Annotated in this window: 18 protein-coding genes; 10 read left to right on the forward strand and 8 right to left on the reverse strand. The window is 68.5% G+C overall.

What is annotated here, in order from left to right; genetic code table 11:
- Positions 1–16: 16 nt before the first annotated feature.
- Positions 17–814, forward strand: coding sequence for a DUF72 domain-containing protein (locus E5A73_RS10830; protein ID WP_135963848.1), 798 nt, complete (start codon positions 17–19; stop codon positions 812–814).
- Here the strand turns inward: E5A73_RS10830 and E5A73_RS10835 are convergent.
- From E5A73_RS10835 to hemC, 7 genes are read right to left on the reverse strand one after another with little or no spacing between them, the layout of a single operon-like run.
- On the reverse strand, positions 806–1,987 hold the full coding sequence (locus E5A73_RS10835; RefSeq protein ID WP_135963849.1) for an FAD-dependent oxidoreductase: 1,182 nt from the start codon (positions 1,985–1,987) through the stop codon (positions 806–808). The two genes, E5A73_RS10830 and E5A73_RS10835, sit on opposite strands and share 9 nt — an antisense overlap.
- A 4-nt stretch (positions 1,988–1,991) precedes the next feature.
- Positions 1,992–3,104 carry a CaiB/BaiF CoA transferase family protein gene (locus tag E5A73_RS10840; protein ID WP_135963850.1) on the reverse strand — a complete coding sequence of 371 codons (1,113 nt, stop codon included), beginning with the start codon at positions 3,102–3,104 and terminating at the stop codon, positions 1,992–1,994.
- Positions 3,101–3,634 carry a GNAT family N-acetyltransferase gene (locus tag E5A73_RS10845; RefSeq protein WP_135963851.1) on the reverse strand — a complete coding sequence of 178 codons (534 nt, stop codon included), beginning with the start codon at positions 3,632–3,634 and terminating at the stop codon, positions 3,101–3,103. The genes E5A73_RS10840 and E5A73_RS10845 overlap by 4 nt, the downstream gene beginning before the upstream one ends.
- Complete coding sequence (locus E5A73_RS10850; protein ID WP_135963852.1) at positions 3,634–4,818, reverse strand: acyl-CoA dehydrogenase; 1,185 nt, start codon at positions 4,816–4,818, stop codon at positions 3,634–3,636. The genes E5A73_RS10845 and E5A73_RS10850 overlap by 1 nt, the downstream gene beginning before the upstream one ends.
- An 11-nt stretch (positions 4,819–4,829) precedes the next feature.
- Complete coding sequence (locus E5A73_RS10855; RefSeq protein ID WP_135963853.1) at positions 4,830–5,690, reverse strand: hypothetical protein; 861 nt, start codon at positions 5,688–5,690, stop codon at positions 4,830–4,832.
- A gap of 30 nt (positions 5,691–5,720) precedes the next feature.
- On the reverse strand, positions 5,721–6,389 hold the full coding sequence (locus E5A73_RS10860; protein ID WP_135963854.1) for a uroporphyrinogen-III synthase: 669 nt from the start codon (positions 6,387–6,389) through the stop codon (positions 5,721–5,723).
- Positions 6,386–7,300 carry a hydroxymethylbilane synthase gene (hemC, locus tag E5A73_RS10865; protein ID WP_135963855.1) on the reverse strand — a complete coding sequence of 305 codons (915 nt, stop codon included), beginning with the start codon at positions 7,298–7,300 and terminating at the stop codon, positions 6,386–6,388. Before hemC ends, E5A73_RS10860 begins: the two co-directional genes overlap by 4 nt.
- Positions 7,301–7,337: 37 nt before the next feature.
- On the opposite strand from hemC, the gene tsaD reads away from it, so the two are divergent.
- Genes tsaD through E5A73_RS10880 form a run of 3 tightly spaced genes read left to right on the forward strand, consistent with a single transcriptional unit; the run spans position 7,338 to position 9,870 of the window.
- A complete protein-coding gene (tsaD, locus tag E5A73_RS10870) occupies positions 7,338–8,363 on the forward strand; it encodes a tRNA (adenosine(37)-N6)-threonylcarbamoyltransferase complex transferase subunit TsaD (RefSeq protein ID WP_135963856.1) in 1,026 nt (341 codons plus the stop codon).
- Positions 8,360–9,337, forward strand: coding sequence for an NAD(P)H-dependent glycerol-3-phosphate dehydrogenase (locus tag E5A73_RS10875; protein WP_135963857.1), 978 nt, complete (start codon positions 8,360–8,362; stop codon positions 9,335–9,337). Before tsaD ends, E5A73_RS10875 begins: the two co-directional genes overlap by 4 nt.
- Entirely contained in the window at positions 9,334–9,870 is a 537-nt protein-coding gene (locus E5A73_RS10880; protein WP_168355900.1) for a DUF1697 domain-containing protein, read from the forward strand. The genes E5A73_RS10875 and E5A73_RS10880 overlap by 4 nt, the downstream gene beginning before the upstream one ends.
- Here E5A73_RS10880 and E5A73_RS10885 read toward each other — a convergent pair whose 3' ends face one another.
- Positions 9,871–10,023, reverse strand: coding sequence for a DUF1674 domain-containing protein (locus E5A73_RS10885; RefSeq protein ID WP_135963858.1), 153 nt, complete (start codon positions 10,021–10,023; stop codon positions 9,871–9,873).
- 13 nt (positions 10,024–10,036) lie between these two features.
- Here E5A73_RS10885 and E5A73_RS10890 point away from each other — a divergent pair, with 13 nt between their 5' ends.
- The 6 genes from E5A73_RS10890 (at position 10,037) to E5A73_RS10915 (ending at position 18,031) form a co-directional block, all read left to right on the forward strand.
- Positions 10,037–11,329, forward strand: coding sequence for an RsmB/NOP family class I SAM-dependent RNA methyltransferase (locus E5A73_RS10890; RefSeq protein ID WP_135963859.1), 1,293 nt, complete (start codon positions 10,037–10,039; stop codon positions 11,327–11,329).
- Between the two features lie 201 nt (positions 11,330–11,530).
- Entirely contained in the window at positions 11,531–12,190 is a 660-nt protein-coding gene (gene rpe, locus E5A73_RS10895) for a ribulose-phosphate 3-epimerase (RefSeq protein WP_135963860.1), read from the forward strand.
- Positions 12,187–13,920, forward strand: coding sequence for a heparinase II/III family protein (locus E5A73_RS10900; RefSeq protein WP_135963861.1), 1,734 nt, complete (start codon positions 12,187–12,189; stop codon positions 13,918–13,920). The genes rpe and E5A73_RS10900 overlap by 4 nt, the downstream gene beginning before the upstream one ends.
- 114 nt (positions 13,921–14,034) lie before the next feature.
- A complete protein-coding gene (purH, locus tag E5A73_RS10905; protein WP_135963862.1) occupies positions 14,035–15,603 on the forward strand; it encodes a bifunctional phosphoribosylaminoimidazolecarboxamide formyltransferase/IMP cyclohydrolase in 1,569 nt (522 codons plus the stop codon).
- Between the two features lie 125 nt (positions 15,604–15,728).
- Positions 15,729–16,994, forward strand: coding sequence for a 3-methyl-2-oxobutanoate dehydrogenase (2-methylpropanoyl-transferring) subunit alpha (locus E5A73_RS10910; RefSeq protein ID WP_135963863.1), 1,266 nt, complete (start codon positions 15,729–15,731; stop codon positions 16,992–16,994).
- Between the two features lie 32 nt (positions 16,995–17,026).
- A complete protein-coding gene (locus E5A73_RS10915) occupies positions 17,027–18,031 on the forward strand; it encodes an alpha-ketoacid dehydrogenase subunit beta (RefSeq protein ID WP_135964222.1) in 1,005 nt (334 codons plus the stop codon).
- Position 18,032 lies beyond the last annotated feature (1 nt).

Raw genomic sequence — 18,032 nt, forward strand, 5'->3', positions numbered from 1 at the left:
CGGCTAGACTCGCGTCATGGCAAGCGCACCCATACGAATCGGCATCGGCGGCTGGACCTTCGCCCCCTGGCGCGGGACCTTCTACCCCGAAGGGCTCACGCAGAAGAAGGAGCTCGAATTCGCCTCGCGCCAGCTGAGCGCGATCGAGGTCAACGGCACCTATTATTCGACTTTCAAGCCGGCGACCTTCGAGGGTTGGGCCAAAACGGTGCCCGACGGCTTCGTCTTCACGGTGAAGGGGTCGCGCTTCTGCACCAATCGCAAGGTGCTCGCCGAGGCGGGCGAATCGGTCCAGCGCTTCGTGTCGCAGGGGTTGGTCGAGCTCGGCGACAGGCTCGGCCCGATCTTCTGGCAGTTCATGGCGACCAAGAAGTTCGACGCCGCCGATTTCCGTGCCTTTCTCGCCTTGCTCCCGCGCGAGGAGGCCGGCGTGAAGCTGCGCCATGCGATCCAGGTGCGGCATGACAGCTTCCGTGTCCCCGAATTCGTCACGATGTGCCGCGAGGCCGGGGTTGCGCTCGTCTACGCCGATTCGCCGCAATATCCGGCGATCGCCGACATCACCGGGGACTTCATCTATGCCCGGCTCGAAGCCGGCGAGGACGACAATCCGCTCTGCTATCCCGAAGCTGATTTCCCGCGCTGGACCGAGGCGGCGCGGACCTGGGCAGGCGGTGGGCGCCCCGTGGGGCTTCCCTACGTCACTGAAGCGCTACCGCCGGCGATTCCGCGCGAGACATTCCTATTCTTCATCCACGGCGGCAAAGTCCGGGCGCCCGCCGCCGCGCAGGAGCTGATCCGCAGGCTAGGCTAGCCCCAGCGGCCGCAGCGGCGCGCCGATAAGCCCGCTTACCATCGCTGCCTGGAGCCGCATCACCGGGCCGAGCTTCGAGATCGGGCCGACCAGCCGGTCGCGCAGCAGCGGGATCAGCCTGCCGTCGGATTGATAGACCGGGGTCAACAGCCGGCTCATCGCCTGATAGATCCGGACATGGCGCCGGCGCAGCTTCACTGCCTGTAAGAGCGCCCCGTCGAGCGTCTGGTGCCCGCGCAGCGCCAGCGCCATTGCCCAGGCATCGAGCAAGGCCATGTTCGCGCCCTGGCCGAGTTGTGGACTTGTCGAATGCCAGGCGTCGCCGATATGGATCAGGCCGGGCTCGGCGGGCGTACCGAGCGTGCGGTGCGCGTAGCGGGCGAAGGTCAGCTGATCGAGATCGACGATGTCGTCGAGCAGGGGCCGGGTGGCGGGCCATAACGCGGTCACTTCGGCCTTCCATGCGTCGAGCCCGCGTGCGCGCCACTCGTCGAGCCGATCCGCCCGCAGCGACCAGAAGAACGCGGCTTCCCGGACGCTGGTGCCGGGGCGCGCGCCGGTCGGCAGGACGCCCGCCATGACGCTTGCGCGCCGATAGCGTTGCTGGAGCGCGGTTTCGTCGAAGCCCGATTGCCAGGGCACGCTCGCCCAGAGCGCGCCATAAGCGAGCGCACGGGTGGGACCGGTCGCCAGCGCGCTGCGCGCGCCGAGCGCGTCGACGACGAGATCGGCCAGTACCGACCGGCCATCCTTGAGGTGCAGCCGGCGCCGCGCGCCCTCGCGCGCCGATCCTTCGACCTCGCAGCCGGTGCGCACGGCGATTCCCGCCGCTTCGACTGCAGCATGCAGGATTTCGAACAAGCTCGCCCGGTGAATCCCGACGCCGAACCGGTCTCCATCCAACGCCGCATAATGCACATCTAGAACGCTGCGGCCGCTCGCTTCTCCCGTCAGCCGCGCGATTCGGGCGCCATGCGCGAGCAGCCGGTCCTCGAGGCCAAGCGCGCGGAGAACGCCGAGCCCGGTCGGCTGGATCATCAGTCCCGAGCCGATCGGCCGCGCTGCGTCGAAGCGCTCGAACAAAGTGACGTGATGTCCGTCGCGGTGGAGGAGCAGCGCCGCGGCGAGCCCCGCCGGGCCGCAGCCGGCGATTGCGATTTCCAGCGGCGGCATGCGATCAGCCGTTCGGGCGCTTCGGGCTGGCCCGGTCCGAGACCATCCGCTCACCGTCGATCACGATCGGGCTGGCGAGGCCCGGTACGCCGTCGCGCTCGATCTGCATGCCGCGGGCGATCACCTGCGGGTCGGCGAACACTTCGTCGACTGCGTTGATCGGGCCCGCGGGCACTCCGGCGGCTTCGAGCGCTTCGTAAAGGTCTGCCTTGGCGCGCATTCGGATCGCCGCTTCGAGCAAAGGGATCAGCACCGCGCGGTTGGTCACCCGCGCCGGATTGGTGGCAAAGCGGGGGTCGTCGGCCAGGTCGAGCCCGAGCACCGTGCATAATTTGCGGAACTGCGAATCATTGCCGACCGCAACGATCAGTGCGCCGTCCTTCGCCTCGAACGCCTGATAGGGAACGAGATTGGCATGGCCGTTTCCCATCCGGTGCGGCACCTTGCCCGATGCCATCCAGTTGAGCGCCTGGTTGGCGAGCACGCCGACCTGCGTATCGAGCAGTGCCATGTCGATATGCGCGCCCTCGCCGGTGACGTCACGGCGTCGCAGCGCCGCGAGGATCGCCACCGCCGAATAGACCCCGGTGAAGATGTCGGCATAGGCAATGCCCGCCTTTTGCGGCGCGCCGTCCGGCTCGCCGGTCAGCGACATGATCCCGCCCATGCCCTGGATGATGAAGTCGTAGCCGGCGCGGTGGGCATAGGGGCCGTCCTGCCCGAAGCCGGTGATCGAGCAGACGATCAGGTTCGGATGCGCGGCGCGCAGACTGGCGGGATCGAGCCGGTATTTGACGAGGCCGCCGACCTTGTAATTCTCGATGACGACATCGGCCCCGGCGATCAGCGCACGCACTTCGGCCTGGCCCTCCGGCGTGGCGATGTCGATCGCGCGGCTCTCCTTGCCGCGATTGGTCGCGTGGAAATAGGCGGCGTCGAGAGTTTCGCCGTCGGGCCCGTGGAGAAAGGGCGGCCCCCAATGCCGGGTGTCGTCGCCTTCGCCCGGCCGCTCGATCTTTATCACGTCGGCGCCGAGATCGGCGAGCAACTGCCCGCACCACGGGCCGGCGAGGATCCGCGCGAGCTCGACGACCCGGAGCCCGGCGAGCGGCTTCACGCCTTCAGGTTTCCTTGGCGCCGGATCTCGTAGATCACGTGCGGCTTCATCTCGCCGGCCATCAGCCGCATTTCGATGCCCGGCCGCAGCACGCCGCCGATCTTCTCCATCGCCTTGCGCGAGCGGATATTGCCTTCGCCGACGGTGAACACGACGGTCCCGACATGCGCATGGATATGATCGAGCATCAGCCGCTTGATCTCGCGATTATAGCTGCCGCCCCAATAAGCGCGCTCGAGATAAGTCCAGCCGATCTCGATCTCGTCGGCCTCCGGCTTCCAATTGTCGAAGCGCGACGATCCGATCACGTCACCGCTGGCGTGATCCAGGATCGTCAGCGCCCCGCCGCTCGCGATGCCGGCGTCGAAATAGGCGCGGAACACGGGTTCCTGCCAGCGGTCGTGCGCTGGATGGACTTCCCAGATCAGCGGATCGGATGCGACCGCGAACAGCGCCTCCCAATCGTCCGGCGTGCTTGGGCGCAGCGTCACCCGCTCGCCGGTCAGCGTCGGCTGCCGATCGGGCTCCATCAGAACGCCGCGATCCCGGTGATCGCGCGGCCGAGGATCAGCCCGTGCACGTCGTGCGTGCCCTCATAGGTGTTGACCGTCTCGAGGTTGATCGCGTGGCGCATGACGTGGAATTCGGCCGAGATGCCGTTGCCGCCGTGCATGTCGCGCGCGACTCGGGCGATATCGAGCGCCTTGCCGCAATTGTTGCGCTTGATGATGCTGATCGCCTCGGGGCTCAGCGTGCCTTCGTCGAACATCCGCCCGGCGCGCAATGCCGCCTGCAGCCCGAGCGCGATCTCGGTCTGCATGTTGGCGAGCTTGAGCTGGACCAATTGAGTCGCGGCGAGCGGCTTGCCGAACTGCGCGCGATCGAGCGTATATTGCCGCGCGGCGTGCATGCATGCCTCGGCCGCGCCCATCGTGCCCCAGGCGATGCCGTAGCGCGCGCGGTTGAGGCAGCCGAACGGGCCCTTGAGCCCCTGCACTTCGGGGAGCAGGGCATCCTCGCTCACTTCGACGCCGTCCATCACGATCTCGCCGGTGACCGAGGCGCGCAGCGAGAGCTTGCCTTCGATCTTGGGCGTGGTCAGGCCCTTCATCCCGCGCTCGAGCACGAAGCCCTTGATCCCGCCGCCATGCGCATCGGACTTGGCCCAGACCACCATCACGTCGGCGATCGGCGAATTGGTGATCCACATCTTGGTGCCGGTCAGCCGGTAGCCGCCGTCGACCTTCTCGGCGCGGGTGCGCATCCCGCCGGGATCCGAGCCGGCGTCGGGCTCGGTCAGCCCGAAACAGCCGATCCATTCGCCGGTTGCGAGCCTGGGCAGATATTTGCGCTTCTGTTCCTCGGTGCCGTAGGCGAAGATCGGGTGCATCACGAGGCTGCTCTGGACGCTCATCGCCGATCGATAGCCCGAATCGACGCGCTCGACTTCGCGCGCGACCAGCCCGTAGGCAACATAGCCGAGCCCGGCGCCGCCGTAATTTTCGGGGATCGTCGGGCCGAGCAGCCCGAGCGCGCCCATCTCGGCCATGATCTCGCGGTCGAAGCGCTCGTCGAGGAACGCGCTGGTCACCCGGGGCTGCAATTCGCCCTGCGCATAATCGCGCGCGGCGCCCTGCACCATCTGCTCCTCGTCGGTCAGCTGCGCGTCGAGCGCGAACGGATCCTGCCAGTCGAACCGGCCCATCTCTGCCATTGTCTCTTCCTTCAGGTCGCTGCCGGGCGCGCGGGCGGTCCCGCGGCCGGCGGAGCGGGGGACGGCGCCTCGAGCGCGTCCCGTTCGATTTCGAGCAGTCCCTGCCGCGCCGCGATGTAGCGTCGCGCGGCGACGATCCAGCTTCCCGCGCTGGCGACGCCGGGCATGTGGACGACTTCGGCGAGCGCCGCTTCGACATCGCCCTGATCGAGTGCGAGCCGGGCGCGGCGCAGCCGATCGGCGGTGCGCGGGCTCGGCGATGCCGCCTCGCGGAGCACGACGAGATCGCCGAGCAGCCGCCGCACGCTCATCCACATGCTGTCATCGGCGCCGCTGGTCAGTCTTGGTGCAATCGTCTCAAGCGCGAGCCTCAGGTCGCCCAGGGTCACCGGTTCGGCCGAGGCGCGCAGGATCATCCCGACTGCCTCGCCGCGGGTCTCGGCGAAGCGCTGGCGCAACTGGCCTTCGAGCGGGCCCAGCGGCTGGCCGCGCTCGGTTGCCCGGCGAACCGCGGCGGCGATCAGCAGGCGCTCGGCGCGGCTGGCATAGGTCGAGGCATTACGCGCGCTGCCATTGATGTCGCGCAGGCGCAGTTCGAGCTGGTCGAGCTTGCCGGCAAGCTCCTGCTCGCGCGCGCTCAGCGTCGCAATGTCGGTGCCCGGGGGCAGCGGCGTGGCGGGATTCGCTTGCGGTTGCGCCGCCTCGATCGGCGTCGGCGCGGGCGCAGGCTGCGGCGAACCGATTCCGCCAGCCAGCTGGAAGGCAGCCGCCGTCACCGCGATACCGCCAGCAAAGGCAAGGCCGCCAATAAGATAGGGGGAGCGCGTCTCGGGGCCGCGAGTCGGCTCCGGCGCGAGGGGCTCGTCGCTCATGCCCCCTTATTCGCTGCCCTGCCCGCGCGGTCAATCGGCCAGCGCGATTGCCGCGTCGATCAATGCCGCGCTGTTCGGTTTGCCGGCCACGACGACGCGCTCCCAGCCGCTTCCCGCCGCGGCCGCCGCGCGTGCACTTACCGCCGCCAATGCAATCGCCGATCGGTCGAGGCGTTGCGCATCGACGAGCTCGCCCAGCCAGCCACCGCTGCGTGCGGATTGGACCAGAGCGATGCTCCCGGCCAAGCGTCCAGGGTTGTTCGGTGTGCGGCGCTCGCTGGCATAGACGGTGATCACTTCGGCGACGATTCGCCCCGGCGCGATCATGCGCTCGCGGCCGGCGAGGTGTAGCGCATGGCGAACGTTGGCAGCTTCGGCCTCGATCAGCAGCGAAGCGGCATCGCCATCGCCGACGAACGCCACATCGAAACCGCGTTGCCGGGCCGCGGCCGCGGTCGCCTTGCCCACCGCATGGACCGGCAGGCGGTGCAGCGCGTCGAGTCCCGCTCCACCATATCTCAGCGCATTGGCACTGGTGAGGATCAGCGCGTCGAACGCGTCCGGGTCCGGGGTTTCCCATGCAATCGGTCCGACTTCGAACAGCGGCATACGGACCGCATCGTGCCCGCGCGCTTCGATCGCGGCGGCAGTCGCGCGGTTGCCCGGCTCGGGCCGCAGCACCGCGATCGCGCGGCTCATCCGCCGAACAGCCGGCGAATCGCTTCCGGCGCGCCGACCAGCAAATCGCGCGCCACGGCGATCGGCAGCGCCGGATCGGTCGGCGCGCCGGCTTCCTGGGCAGCGACATGGACGCTGCCGTCCTCGGTGAGCAATTCGGCGCGCAGGGTCATGATCGCGCCCTCGATCGTCGCCAGCGCCGCCACCGGCGAGTGGCAATCGGCCTTGAGTGCGGCGAGCAATGCGCGCTCGGCGCGCACACAGGCATGCGTCGCCGGGTCGTCGATCTTGGCGAGCATCGCCCGCACATGCGAATCGCCGGCGCGGCATTCGATCCCCACCGCGCCCTGCGCCGGCGCCGGCAGCATCACGTTGATCGGGATGGCGACGCCGACGTCATGGCGCCCGAGCCGATCGAGCCCGGCGGCGGCGAGCAAGGTCGCATCGGCCTCGCCCGCGGCGAGCCTGGCCAGCCGCGTATCGACATTGCCGCGAAACAAGATGATCTCGAGATCGGGTCTGAGCTTGCGCAACTGGGCCGAGCGCCGCGGCGAGCTCGTTCCCACTATCGCGCCGTGCCGCAGCGCCTCAATCGAGTCGGCGCCGACCAGCCGATCGCAGACATCGGCGCGCGGCAGCATCGCGGCGATCGCGATCTCCGCCGGGCGGACCGTCTCGACATCCTTCATCGAATGCACTGCGGCATGGATCTCGCCGTCGAGCAACGCGCGGTCCAGTTCCTTGGTCCACAGCGCCTTGCCGCCGATCTCGGCGAGCGCGCGATCCTGCACGCGATCCCCGGTCGTGCGGATCGGGACGATCTCGACCTGATCGGCGGCGATGGCATGCGCGGCGACCAGGGCGTCGCGCACCATATGGGCTTGGGTGAGGGCGAGCGGCGAGCCGCGGGTGCCGAGGCGGAAAATGGGCATGGCTTGCGCTAATGCCCTTGGGGACTAATTGGATGCAATGGCGCTGATCCTTGGCCTCGAATCGAGCTGTGACGAAACCGCCGCCGCGCTGGTGACCAGCGACCGGCGGATCATCGCGCATACGCTGGCGGGGCAGGAGGCGGCGCATCGGCCCTATGGCGGCGTCGTCCCCGAAATCGCAGCGCGTGCGCATGTCGAAGTGATGGCGCCCCTGGTCGAGGCGGCACTCGCCGAGGCCGGAATAACCCTGGCGGACGTCGATGCGATCGCTGCCACGGCCGGCCCCGGGTTGATCGGCGGGGTGATGGTCGGGCTGGTCACCGGCAAGGCGCTGGCGCTGGCGAGCGGCAAGCCGCTGGTCGCGGTCAACCATCTCGAAGGCCATGCGCTCTCGCCGCGGCTTACCGATCCCGACCTCGCTTTTCCCTATCTGCTGCTGCTCGTCTCGGGCGGGCATTGCCAGCTACTGCTCGTCGAGGGGGTCGGCGCCTATCGCCGGCTCGCCACGACGATCGACGATGCCGCGGGCGAAGCGTTCGACAAGACCGCGAAGCTGCTCGGGCTCGGCTTCCCCGGCGGCCCGGCGGTCGAGAAGGCGGCGGCGCTGGGAGACGCGCGTGCCGTGCCGCTCCCGCGCCCGCTGCTCGGCTCGGCCGAGCCGCATTTCTCCTTCGCCGGACTGAAGAGCGCCGTCGCGCGCGTCGTCGGCCAGTACAGCGCCCAAGACGTGGCCGCCTCCTTCCAGCAGGCCGTGGTCGATTGCCTGATCGACCGCACGCGCCGCGCGCTCGCCTCGGTAGACGCCACGGCTCTTGTCGTCGCCGGCGGTGTTGCCGCCAACGCCAGTGTCCGAGGCGCTCTCCAGGCGCTTGCCACCGAGCACGGCCTGCGCTTCGTCGCGCCCCCGCTATGGCTGTGCACCGACAATGCCGCGATGATCGCCTGGGCCGGCGCCGAGCGCTTTGCCGCAGGGCTGACCGATCCGCTCGATTTCCCGGCACGGCCGCGCTGGCCGCTCGATCCGGACGCCGAGAAGGTCCGCGGCGCAGGGGTGAAGGCATGAGAATCGGGGTCATCGGCGGCGGCGCCTGGGGCACCGCGCTGGCACAGGTGGCGGCGCGCGGCGGCCAGCCGGTGACATTATGGGCGCGCGAGCCCGAAGTGATCGAAAGCGTCAACGGGCTCCACGAGAACCGCCAGTTTCTTGCCGGGGTGCGGCTCTCCGAGTCGATCCGCGCGACGGGCGACCTTGCGGACCTCGCCGATCACGACGCGCTTCTCGTCGTCGCGCCCGCGCAGCATGTCCGCGCGGTGCTCGGCGCGGCGCCGATCGGCAGCACGCCGCTGGTGCTGTGCGCCAAAGGCATCGAGGCGGGCAGCCGGCTGCTGGTGGGGGAAGTCGCGCGCCAGGCCGCGCCCGACGCGCCGATCGCGGTGCTGTCAGGCCCGACCTTCGCGCACGAGGTCGCCGCCGGCAAGCCGACCGCAGTGACGCTCGCCTGCGAGGACGAGGATTTGCGCGCGCGTCTCGCCGAGCGCCTCGCCGGTCCCGCCTTCCGCACCTATGGCTCGGCCGACGTGATCGGCGCCGAGATCGGCGGCGCGGTCAAGAATGTCCTCGCGATCGCCTGCGGCGTGGTCGAGGGTGCCGGACTGGGGCTCAATGCCCGTGCCGCGCTGATCGCGCGGGGTTTTGCCGAGATGACTCGCTTCGGGCTCGCGCGTGGCGGTCTGGCCGAGACGCTCACTGGCCTGTCGGGGCTCGGCGATCTGGTCCTCACCTGCTCGTCGACCAACTCGCGCAATTTCTCGCTCGGGGTCGGGCTCGGCCAGGGCAGGAGCGCCGCCGAACTGCTCGCCGACCGCAAGACCGTCGCCGAGGGCGCCTTCACGGCGCCGGTGCTGCGCGACGCGGCGGCGGAGGCGGGCGTCGAGATGCCGGTCACTGCCGCAGTCAACACATTGCTCGAAGGCGCGCCGGTGCAGCGCGTGGTCGAGGCTCTGCTCAGCCGCCCGTTGCGCGAGGAGCAGGCGTGAAGCGCTGGGCCGCGTTGCTCAAGGGCGTCAATGTCGGCGGCAACCGCAAGCTTCCGATGGCCGAGCTGCGGACGCTCGTCGAGGGGCTCGGCTTCGGCAACGTCAGGACGCTGCTCGCATCGGGCAATGTGGTGTTCGACGCCCCCGGCACCGCTGCCGCGATCGTCGCGAAGCTGGAGGCTGCGCTGGCCGAGCATGGCTGCAAGACCGACGTGCTGCTCCGCGACCTTGCCGAGATCGACGCGGTGATCGCTGCGAATCCGTTCCCCGAGGCCGCGGCCGATCACCCGAGCCATGTGCTCGTGGTGTTCCACCGTGATCCGTTCCCGGCGGGGCTGATCGACAAGCTGCCCGAAATTTACACTGGCCCCGAACGCCTCCACGCCGAAGGACGCGAGCTGTTCATCGATTACCCCGAGAATATCGGCGAGTCGAAGCTCGATCGCGCCTTGGCCAAGCTCAAATTCCCGGCAATCGCCACTGCGCGCAACTGGAACACGGTAGGCAAGCTGTGGGCGATGCTCGAAGTCTAACTAGAAGTCGACCGCCACGCCGTTGCGCTCCCAATCGCCATAGCGCGTCGGGTCGAGCGGGTCCTTTGTCGGCTCTGCCGGCGCGGGCTTGGGCACCGGCGGGCTCTTCGAGAGATGCTGCGGGGGCTTCACATGGCTCGGGCGCTGGCCCATGGCACTGGCTCCAATGACTACAGCCCCCCATCGTCGCCGCCGCCCGAGCGGTCAAGAGCCCGACGCGCCCGGCGTCCCCGCCCGCCGCGCGGCACTCAAGCTGCTCGACGCCGTGCTGCGTCGCGGCCTCGCGCTCGAACAGGCGCTCGATTCGGCGGCGCAGGGCCTGGCCCCGAACGATCGCGGGCTCGCCCACGCGATTGCCGCCGAAGCGCTGCGCCGGCTTCCCGATCTCGACGCGCTGATCGATTCGGCGACTCAGCGCGACCTGCCGGACGACGCCAAGGCGCGATTCGCGCTGCGCATCGCGCTCGTCCAGGCGCTGGTGCTCCGCACGCCCGGACACGCCGCGATTTCTACCGTGCTCCCGCTCGTAGAGGGCGGCCCGCGAAAACTCGTCCACGGTGTGTTCGGCACGTTGCTGCGCCAGGGCGTCACTTTGCCCGAGCCGCCGACCTTGCCCGATCCGGTGGCGTTGCGCTGGCACGCCGCCTGGGGCGACCAGATGATCGAGGATGCCGAGCGCGCGATTGCAGTGCCGCCGCCGCTCGACCTGACTTTGCGCAATCCCGCACAGGCACCCGATCTGGCCGGCAAGAGCCTGCTTCCCGGCCATCTGCGTCTCGACGAGAAGGCGTCGGTCACCGGGATCGACGGTTATGCCGAGGGCGACTGGTGGGTGCAGGACCTCGCCGCGTCGATCCCTGCCCGGCTGATCGGCAGCGGCTCCGGTACTGCGCTCGATCTCTGCGCCGCCCCGGGGGGCAAGACGCTCCAGCTCGCCGCGGCAGGGTGGCAGGTGACCGCGGTCGACGTTTCCGAAAGTCGTCTTGCGCGACTTCACGAGAATCTCGAACGCACCGGCCTCAGCGCCAAGGTCGTCGCCGCCGATCTGCTCAAATGGCAACCCACCGAGCCTGCCGACGCCGTGCTGCTCGACGCTCCGTGCAGCGCCACCGGCATCTTTCGCCGCCATCCCGACGTGCTCCACCGCGTCCGCCCGTCAATGATCGCCGAGATGGCCGAGCTTCAGACGCGCCTGTTCGCCCGCGCGGCCTTGTGGGTGAAGCCCGGGGGCACCCTGGTCTTCTCGACCTGCTCGCTCGAGCCGCAGGAAGGCGAGGCACAACTCGAACGCTTCCTTGCCGGCCACCCGCAATTCGCGATCGTGCCGGTCACCGCCGACGAACTGCCCGAGGGCGTCCTGGCGCGGGAAGACGGCACGCTGCGCCTGTTGCCTGGCGCGCTTGCCGACGCCGGCGGTCTAGATGGCTTCTTCATCGCGCGACTCCGTCGGGCCGCCTGACAGAAAGCAAGGTGGTTCACGCGGAGGCGCGGAGGATCAGCGCACGTTGCATAGCGAGGGCATCTATCGCGGCGACCATGATGATTGCCGCGTTGCGGCGGCAAATACCGTATCTCCGCGGCTCCGCGCCTCCGCGTGAACAACTATCTCTTCTTGTCCGCGCCGGTTGCGCGCGAATCACGCCATGCTAGAGCATCCGGTATGCCTGAAGTCCGTATAGCCCCATCGATCCTCTCCGCCGACTTCGCCCGTCTGGGCGAAGAGATTCGCGCAATCGACGCGGCGGGGGCGGACTGGATCCATGTCGACGTGATGGACGGCCATTTCGTGCCCAACATCACGATCGGCCCCGCGGTGATCAAGGCGCTGCGCCCGCACACCGCCAAGCCGTTCGACGTCCATTTGATGATCACGCCGGTCGATCCGCTGCTCGCCGCCTTTGCCGATGCCGGCGCGGACACGATCTCGGTGCATCCGGAGTCGGGCCCGCATCTCCACCGCACGCTCCAGACGATCAAGGCGTTGGGCAAGCGCGCCGGCGTGGTGCTCAACCCCGCCACCCCGGTGGACGTCGTCGACCATGTCATGGACATGATCGACCTGATCCTGGTGATGAGCGTCAATCCCGGCTTCGGCGGGCAGAAATTCATCGAGACCCAGCTGCCCAAGATCAGCGAGCTGCGTCGCCGAATCACGGCATCGGGCCGTGCGATCGATCTCGAGGTCGACGGCGGCGTCGACCGCGACACCGCGCCGCGAGTGATCGCCGCGGGCGCCGACGCTTTGGTCGCGGGCACCGCCACCTTCACCGGCGGCCCCGATCATTATGCCGCCAACATCGCCGCATTGAGAGGCGGATGAAAAACGCGCCGCCCGAATCCGGCCCCGACGGAGTCGATGAAGGCAAACGGCTGATCCGCACCGGTGGCGATCGTGGCCTCAGCCTCGCCGAGCGCATCTCGGAGCGGTTCCAGCGGCTGACCTGGGGCACCCCGCTCCACGCGATGCGGCTGCGCGGGCGCCACCCGCTCAAGCTCATCGCGGTTCCCGACGATCCGTTTTTCGGCGACGCCCAGCGCGGCAATGCCCTGCTCGAAGGCGTTATCCGCTTCCAGGGCGAGGACCGTGCGATCGACGCGCTCGATTTCGCCAAGCCGGACTGGTCGCCGGGCTTCGGCGATTATCTGCAGAGCTTCGCCTGGCTGCGCGACCTGTCGAGCGTCACCACACGCGCCCGCGGCGTGCCGATCGCCGAGGAAATCATGCGCCGCTGGCTCGCCGCGCATGGCGAGAAAGTGTCCGAGCCGGCGTGGCGGGCGGATTATTGGGGCCGGCGCATCCTGTTCTGGACCGCGCACGCCCCGCTGATCCTGTCGTCGACCGATCTCGTCTATCGCTCGAGCGTGCTCCATGCGCTGGCGCGCGGCGCGCGGCATCTCGATCGCGCGGCCAATCGTGTCCAGCCGGGCGCGGGGCTGATTGCGGCATGGTCGGGCGTGCTCGTCGCCGGGCTGTCGCTGCCGGGCGGGGATCCGCGCCGCGCTTATGGCGAGAGCGGCCTCAAGCGCGCGCTCGAACAATCGGTGTTCGACGACGGCGGGAGCGTCACTCGCTCGCCCGCCGCGCAGATCGAATCGATCCAGTTTCTCACCGTCCTCGGCGAAGCCTATGCCGCGCGGCGGCTGGAAGCGCCGGCGTTCATCGAGGCGGCGCGCAGCCGCATGGTCACTGCGCTGCTCGGGCTGTGCCATGGCGACAAGGGGCTTTCGAGCTGGCAGGGCTCGGGTCCGGTCGCGGGCGAGGTGATCGAACAGCTGATCGAAGCCACCGGGGTGCGCACCCGACCGCTCAAGCAGGCGCGCGAATGGGGCTATCAGCGGCTGTCGCAGGGGCAGACCGTGTTGATCATGGACGTCGCGCCGCCGCCGCTCGCCCGGCTGGTCGAGGGCGGCTGCGCCTCGACGCTCGCCTTCGAGCTGTCCGACGGACCCGATCGCCTCGTCGTCAACTGCGGCGGTGCGCGCGCGGTGCACGCCAAGGTTTCATCCGCGCTCGCCGAAGGCCTGCGCACCACCGCCGCGCATTCGACGCTGGCGCTGAGCAACAGCAACTCGACTGCAATCCATGCTGACGGCACGCTGGGGCGCGGCGTGGTCGAAGTCGAACTGGTGCGCCACGAGACCGATACCGCCAGCCGGATCGAGGCGAGCCATGACGGCTATGTCCGCCGTCACGGCTATCTCCATCGCCGGGTGGTGGCGATGTCGCCCGACGGGCGCGACGTGCGCGGCGAGGACATGCTGCTCCCCGCCGATCGCCGCAAGCACAAGAACCCGATCGTCTTTACCGCGCGCTTTCATCTCCATCCGCAAGTTCAGGTGACTCCCACCGCCGATGGGCTCGCCGCGATCCTGCGCACGGCCTCGGGGCATCTCTGGCAATTCCGCTGCAAGGGCGGCAGCTTCGCGATCGAGGACAGCGTGTGGGTCGATCCTCGCGGCCGCCCGCTTGGTAGCCAGCAGCTCGTCGTCACCGGGGCGAGCCCCGCCGGCGGCGCCAATGTCAGCTGGATCTTCCACCGCGCCAAATAGCTTGCTTCGGTTTGCATGCGGAGAGCTGGCCTTCGACAAGCTCAGGCCGAACGGTCTCGAGCGAACGCCAGAAAGGGGTTGCGAGGCGGGGCGCGATCCTTAGGAGAGCGGGCCATGGATCAGGTCAGCATCAAGCGCGCGCTTCTCTCGGTCTCCGACAAGACCGGGATCGTCGAACTCGGCCAGGCGCTCGCCGCCCAGGGCGTCGAACTGGTCTCGACCGGCGGCACCGCCAAGGCATTGCGCGACGCCGGGCTCGACGTGCGCGACATCTCCGATCTGACCGGCTTCCCCGAGATGATGGACGGCCGGGTCAAGACGCTCCACCCCAAGGTCCATGGCGGGCTGCTCGCGGTGCGGGACAATCCCGAGCATGTCGCGTCGATGGACGAACATGATATCGGCGCGATCGATCTGGTGGTGGTGAACCTCTATCCTTTCGCGCAGACCGTGGCGCGCGGCGCCGGGCGGGACGAGATTATCGAGAATATCGATATCGGCGGCCCGTCGATGGTCCGCTCGGCCGCCAAGAACCATGATTCGGTCGCGATCGTCACCGATCCCGCCGATTATCCGCTGGTATCCGGGGCCAGCACCACGCTCGATCAGCGCCGGAAGTTCGCCGCCAAGGCCTATGCCGCCACCGCCGCCTATGACGCGGCGATCGCGAGCTGGTTCGCCTTCGCCGACCAGGAGGAGAGGTTCCCGCAAACGCTTCCAGTTGCGCTCACCAAGGGCCCCGAGCTTCGCTACGGCGAAAACCCGCACCAGTCGGCGGCGCTCTATCTGCCCCAGAGCGGCGCGCGCGGCATCGCGCAGGCCGAGCAGCTCCAGGGCAAGGCGCTCAGCTACAACAATTACAACGACGCCGACGCCGCGCTCGAATTGGTCTCGGAGTTCAAGGACGGTCCGCCGACGGTCGTCATCGTCAAGCACGCCAATCCCTGCGGCGTCGCCACCGCGGACACGCTGAAAGAGGCCTATCTTCGGGCACTGGCCTGCGATTCGATCTCGGCGTTCGGTGGGATCATCGCCGTCAACCGCATCCTCGACCGCGAAACCGCGGAGGCGATCGCCGGCATCTTCACCGAAGTCGTCGTCGCGCCCGATGCCGATGCGGAGGCCCGCGCAGTCTTCGCCGCCAAGAAGAATCTGCGCCTGCTGATCACCGGGGATCTTCCCGATCCCGCGCGCCCGGGGCTGATGTTCAAGTCGATCGCCGGCGGCATGCTGGTCCAGTCGCGCGACAACGGCAGGATCACCGAGGCCGATCTCAAGCTAGTGACCAAACGTGCGCCGGCTGCGCAGGAACTCGCCGACTGCCTTTTCGCCTGGACGGTGGCCAAGCATGTCAAGTCGAACGCCATCGTCTATGCCAGCGGCGGCAGCACCGCGGGGATCGGCGCGGGGCAGATGAACCGGCTCGAATCGGCGCGCATCGCCGCGTGGAAGGCCAAGGACGCCGCCGACAAGGCCGGCTGGGGCCAGCCGCGCACGATCGGCTCGGCAGTGGCTTCGGACGCCTTCTTCCCCTTCGCCGATGGGCTGCTTGCCGCCGTGGAAGCGGGCGCCACTGCCGTGATCCAGCCCGGCGGCTCGATTCGCGACGACGACGTCATCGCTGCGGCCGACGAGGCGGGCCTCGCGATGGTCTTTACCGGAATGCGGCATTTCCGCCACTGAGTGAGGTGGCGATAGGGTCAGCCTTGCTGACCTACTCGACAAGGCTTTTGAAATTTTATAACAAGCGTCCGGAACCCGAGTCCGTGCGTTCTCCGGAACGATACGGTCCGAACTTCGGAGAGATCATGGACGCCCCGCGCGCCAATTTGCCGCCGCTATCGCTGCATGTGCCCGAGCCGAAATTCCGGCCGGGCGACGAGGCCGATTTCAGCGACGTCGACGTCCCGCCTGCGGGCTCGGCGCGCCGGCCCGACAGCGCCGAGCCTGCCGCCAACTTTCATGAGCTCGCTTATACCCTGATTCGCGTGCTCGACGATGCGGGCCAGGCGGTCGGGCCGTGGAACCCGCGGCTCGACGCACAGGCGCTTCGGAAGATGCTTCGCTCGATGGCGATGGTCCGCGCGTTCGACGAGCGCATGTTCCGCGCCCAGCGCCAGGGCAAGACCAGCTTCTACATGAAGTCGACCGGCGAGGAGGCCATCGCGGTCGCCGCGACGATGGCGCTCGCCGCGGACGACATGTGCTTCCCTTCCTATCGGCAGCAGGGCATCCTGATCACGCGCGGCTATCCGCTGGTCACGATGATGAACCAGATCTACTCGAACAAGGGCGATCCGCTGCAGGGACGCCAGCTGCCGATCATGTATTCGGCCAAGGATCACGGCTTCTTCTCGATCTCGGGCAATCTCGCGACGCAATATCCGCAGGCAGTCGGCTGGGCGATGGCGAGCGCGGCCAAGGGTGACACCCGCATCGCCGCGACCTGGTGCGGCGAGGGCAGCACCGCTGAGGGCGACTTCCACTCGGCGCTGACCTTCGCGACGGTGTACCGGGCGCCGGTCATCCTCAACGTCGTCAACAACCAATGGGCGATCAGCAGCTTTTCGGGCTTTGCCGGCGCCGAGGCGACGACCTTCGCGGCGCGCGCGGTGGGCTATGGCATTGCCGGGCTGCGCGTCGACGGCAATGACGCGCTGGCAGTCTATGCCGCTACCCAATGGGCGGCCGAGCGGGCGCGGACCAACCAGGGCCCGACCCTGATCGAGCATTTCACGTATCGCGCCGAGGGCCATTCGACCTCGGACGACCCGACCGCCTATCGCTCGGCGGGCGAGCCCAATGCCTGGCCGCTCGGCGACCCGGTGCGGCGTCTGAAGGAGCATCTCATTGCGCTCGGCGAGTGGGACGAGGAACGCCATGCGGCGCAGGATCTCGAACTCGCCGAGGAAGTGAAGCGCGCGCAGAAGGAAGCCGAGAAGAACGGCATTCTCGGCCACGGCATGCACCAACCCTTCGAGACCATGTTCGAAGGCGTGTTCGAGGAGATGCCCTGGCACCTCAAGGAACAGTCCGAACAGATGATCGCCGAGCGCAAGGCGGCGGGGATATGAGCGGCGACGACGAAGCCGGCGCCACCGTGCGGATGAACATGATCCAGGCGATCAACTCGGCGATGGACGTGATGATGGCGCGCGATCCCGACGTGGTCGTGATGGGCGAGGATGTCGGCTATTTTGGCGGCGTCTTCCGCGCAACTGCCGGGCTCCAGGCCAAGTTCGGCAAGACCCGCGTGTTCGACACCCCGATCACCGAAATCGGCATCATCGGCGTCGCGATCGGGATGGGCGCTTACGGCCTGCGCCCAGTCCCCGAGATTCAGTTCGCCGATTATATCTACCCGGCGCTCGACCAGCTCGTTTCCGAAGCGGCGCGGCTGCGCTATCGCTCGGCGGCGGACTTCACGGCGCCGATCACGGTGCGCTCGCCGTATGGCGGCGGCATCTTCGGCGGGCAGACGCATTCGCAATCGCCCGAGGGGATCTTCACGCACGTCTCGGGGATCAAGACGGTGATCCCGTCGACGCCCTACGACGCCAAGGGGCTGCTGATATCGGCGATCGAGGACAATGATCCGGTCCTCTTCCTGGAGCCCAAGCGCATCTATAACGGGCCGTTCGACGGCCATTACGACCGCCCGTCGAAGAACTGGTCGGCGCACCCCGCGGGCGAGGTGCCCGAGGGCCATTACCGCGTCGAGCTCGGCAAGGCGGCGACGGTCCGCAGCGGCGAGGCGCTGACGATCCTCTGCTACGGCACGATGGTCCATGTCGTTTCGAACACGATCGAGGAGCTCGGCATCGACGCCGAGATCATCGACTTGCGCACGCTCGTCCCGCTCGACATCGAGGCGATCGAGACATCGGTCAAGAAGACCGGCCGCTGCATGATCGTCCATGAGGCGACGCGCACCGGCGGCTTCGGCGCCGAGCTCTCGGCCTTGGTGCAGGAGCGCTGCTTCTACCATCTCGAAGCGCCGATCGAGCGCGTCACCGGCTTCGACACGCCCTATCCCCACAGCCTCGAATGGGCCTATTTCCCCGGCCCCGTCCGCATCACCGAGGCGCTCAAGAAACTCCTGAAGGATTGAC

The organism is Sphingomonas gei, assembly GCF_004792685.1.
GTDB lineage: Bacteria > Pseudomonadota > Alphaproteobacteria > Sphingomonadales > Sphingomonadaceae > Sphingomonas > Sphingomonas gei.

What these genes read in the sequence shown, in the direction of transcription:
- E5A73_RS10830 (WP_135963848.1), top strand. Translation starts at nt 17, where the DNA reads ATGGCAAGCGCACCCATACGAATCGGCATCGGCGGCTGGACCTTCGCC.
- E5A73_RS10835 (WP_135963849.1), bottom strand. Translation starts at nt 1,987, where the DNA reads ATGCCGCCGCTGGAAATCGCAATCGCCGGCTGCGGCCCGGCGGGGCTC.
- E5A73_RS10845 (WP_135963851.1), bottom strand. Translation starts at nt 3,634, where the DNA reads ATGGAGCCCGATCGGCAGCCGACGCTGACCGGCGAGCGGGTGACGCTG.
- E5A73_RS10850 (WP_135963852.1), bottom strand. Translation starts at nt 4,818, where the DNA reads ATGGCAGAGATGGGCCGGTTCGACTGGCAGGATCCGTTCGCGCTCGAC.
- E5A73_RS10855 (WP_135963853.1), bottom strand. Translation starts at nt 5,690, where the DNA reads ATGAGCGACGAGCCCCTCGCGCCGGAGCCGACTCGCGGCCCCGAGACG.
- E5A73_RS10860 (WP_135963854.1), bottom strand. Translation starts at nt 6,389, where the DNA reads ATGAGCCGCGCGATCGCGGTGCTGCGGCCCGAGCCGGGCAACCGCGCG.
- hemC (WP_135963855.1), bottom strand. Translation starts at nt 7,300, where the DNA reads ATGCCCATTTTCCGCCTCGGCACCCGCGGCTCGCCGCTCGCCCTCACC.
- tsaD (WP_135963856.1), top strand. Translation starts at nt 7,338, where the DNA reads ATGGCGCTGATCCTTGGCCTCGAATCGAGCTGTGACGAAACCGCCGCC.
- E5A73_RS10875 (WP_135963857.1), top strand. Translation starts at nt 8,360, where the DNA reads ATGAGAATCGGGGTCATCGGCGGCGGCGCCTGGGGCACCGCGCTGGCA.
- E5A73_RS10885 (WP_135963858.1), bottom strand. Translation starts at nt 10,023, where the DNA reads ATGGGCCAGCGCCCGAGCCATGTGAAGCCCCCGCAGCATCTCTCGAAG.
- E5A73_RS10890 (WP_135963859.1), top strand. Translation starts at nt 10,037, where the DNA reads ATGACTACAGCCCCCCATCGTCGCCGCCGCCCGAGCGGTCAAGAGCCC.
- rpe (WP_135963860.1), top strand. Translation starts at nt 11,531, where the DNA reads ATGCCTGAAGTCCGTATAGCCCCATCGATCCTCTCCGCCGACTTCGCC.
- E5A73_RS10900 (WP_135963861.1), top strand. Translation starts at nt 12,187, where the DNA reads ATGAAAAACGCGCCGCCCGAATCCGGCCCCGACGGAGTCGATGAAGGC.
- purH (WP_135963862.1), top strand. Translation starts at nt 14,035, where the DNA reads ATGGATCAGGTCAGCATCAAGCGCGCGCTTCTCTCGGTCTCCGACAAG.
- E5A73_RS10910 (WP_135963863.1), top strand. Translation starts at nt 15,729, where the DNA reads ATGGACGCCCCGCGCGCCAATTTGCCGCCGCTATCGCTGCATGTGCCC.
- E5A73_RS10915 (WP_135964222.1), top strand. Translation starts at nt 17,027, where the DNA reads ATGAACATGATCCAGGCGATCAACTCGGCGATGGACGTGATGATGGCG.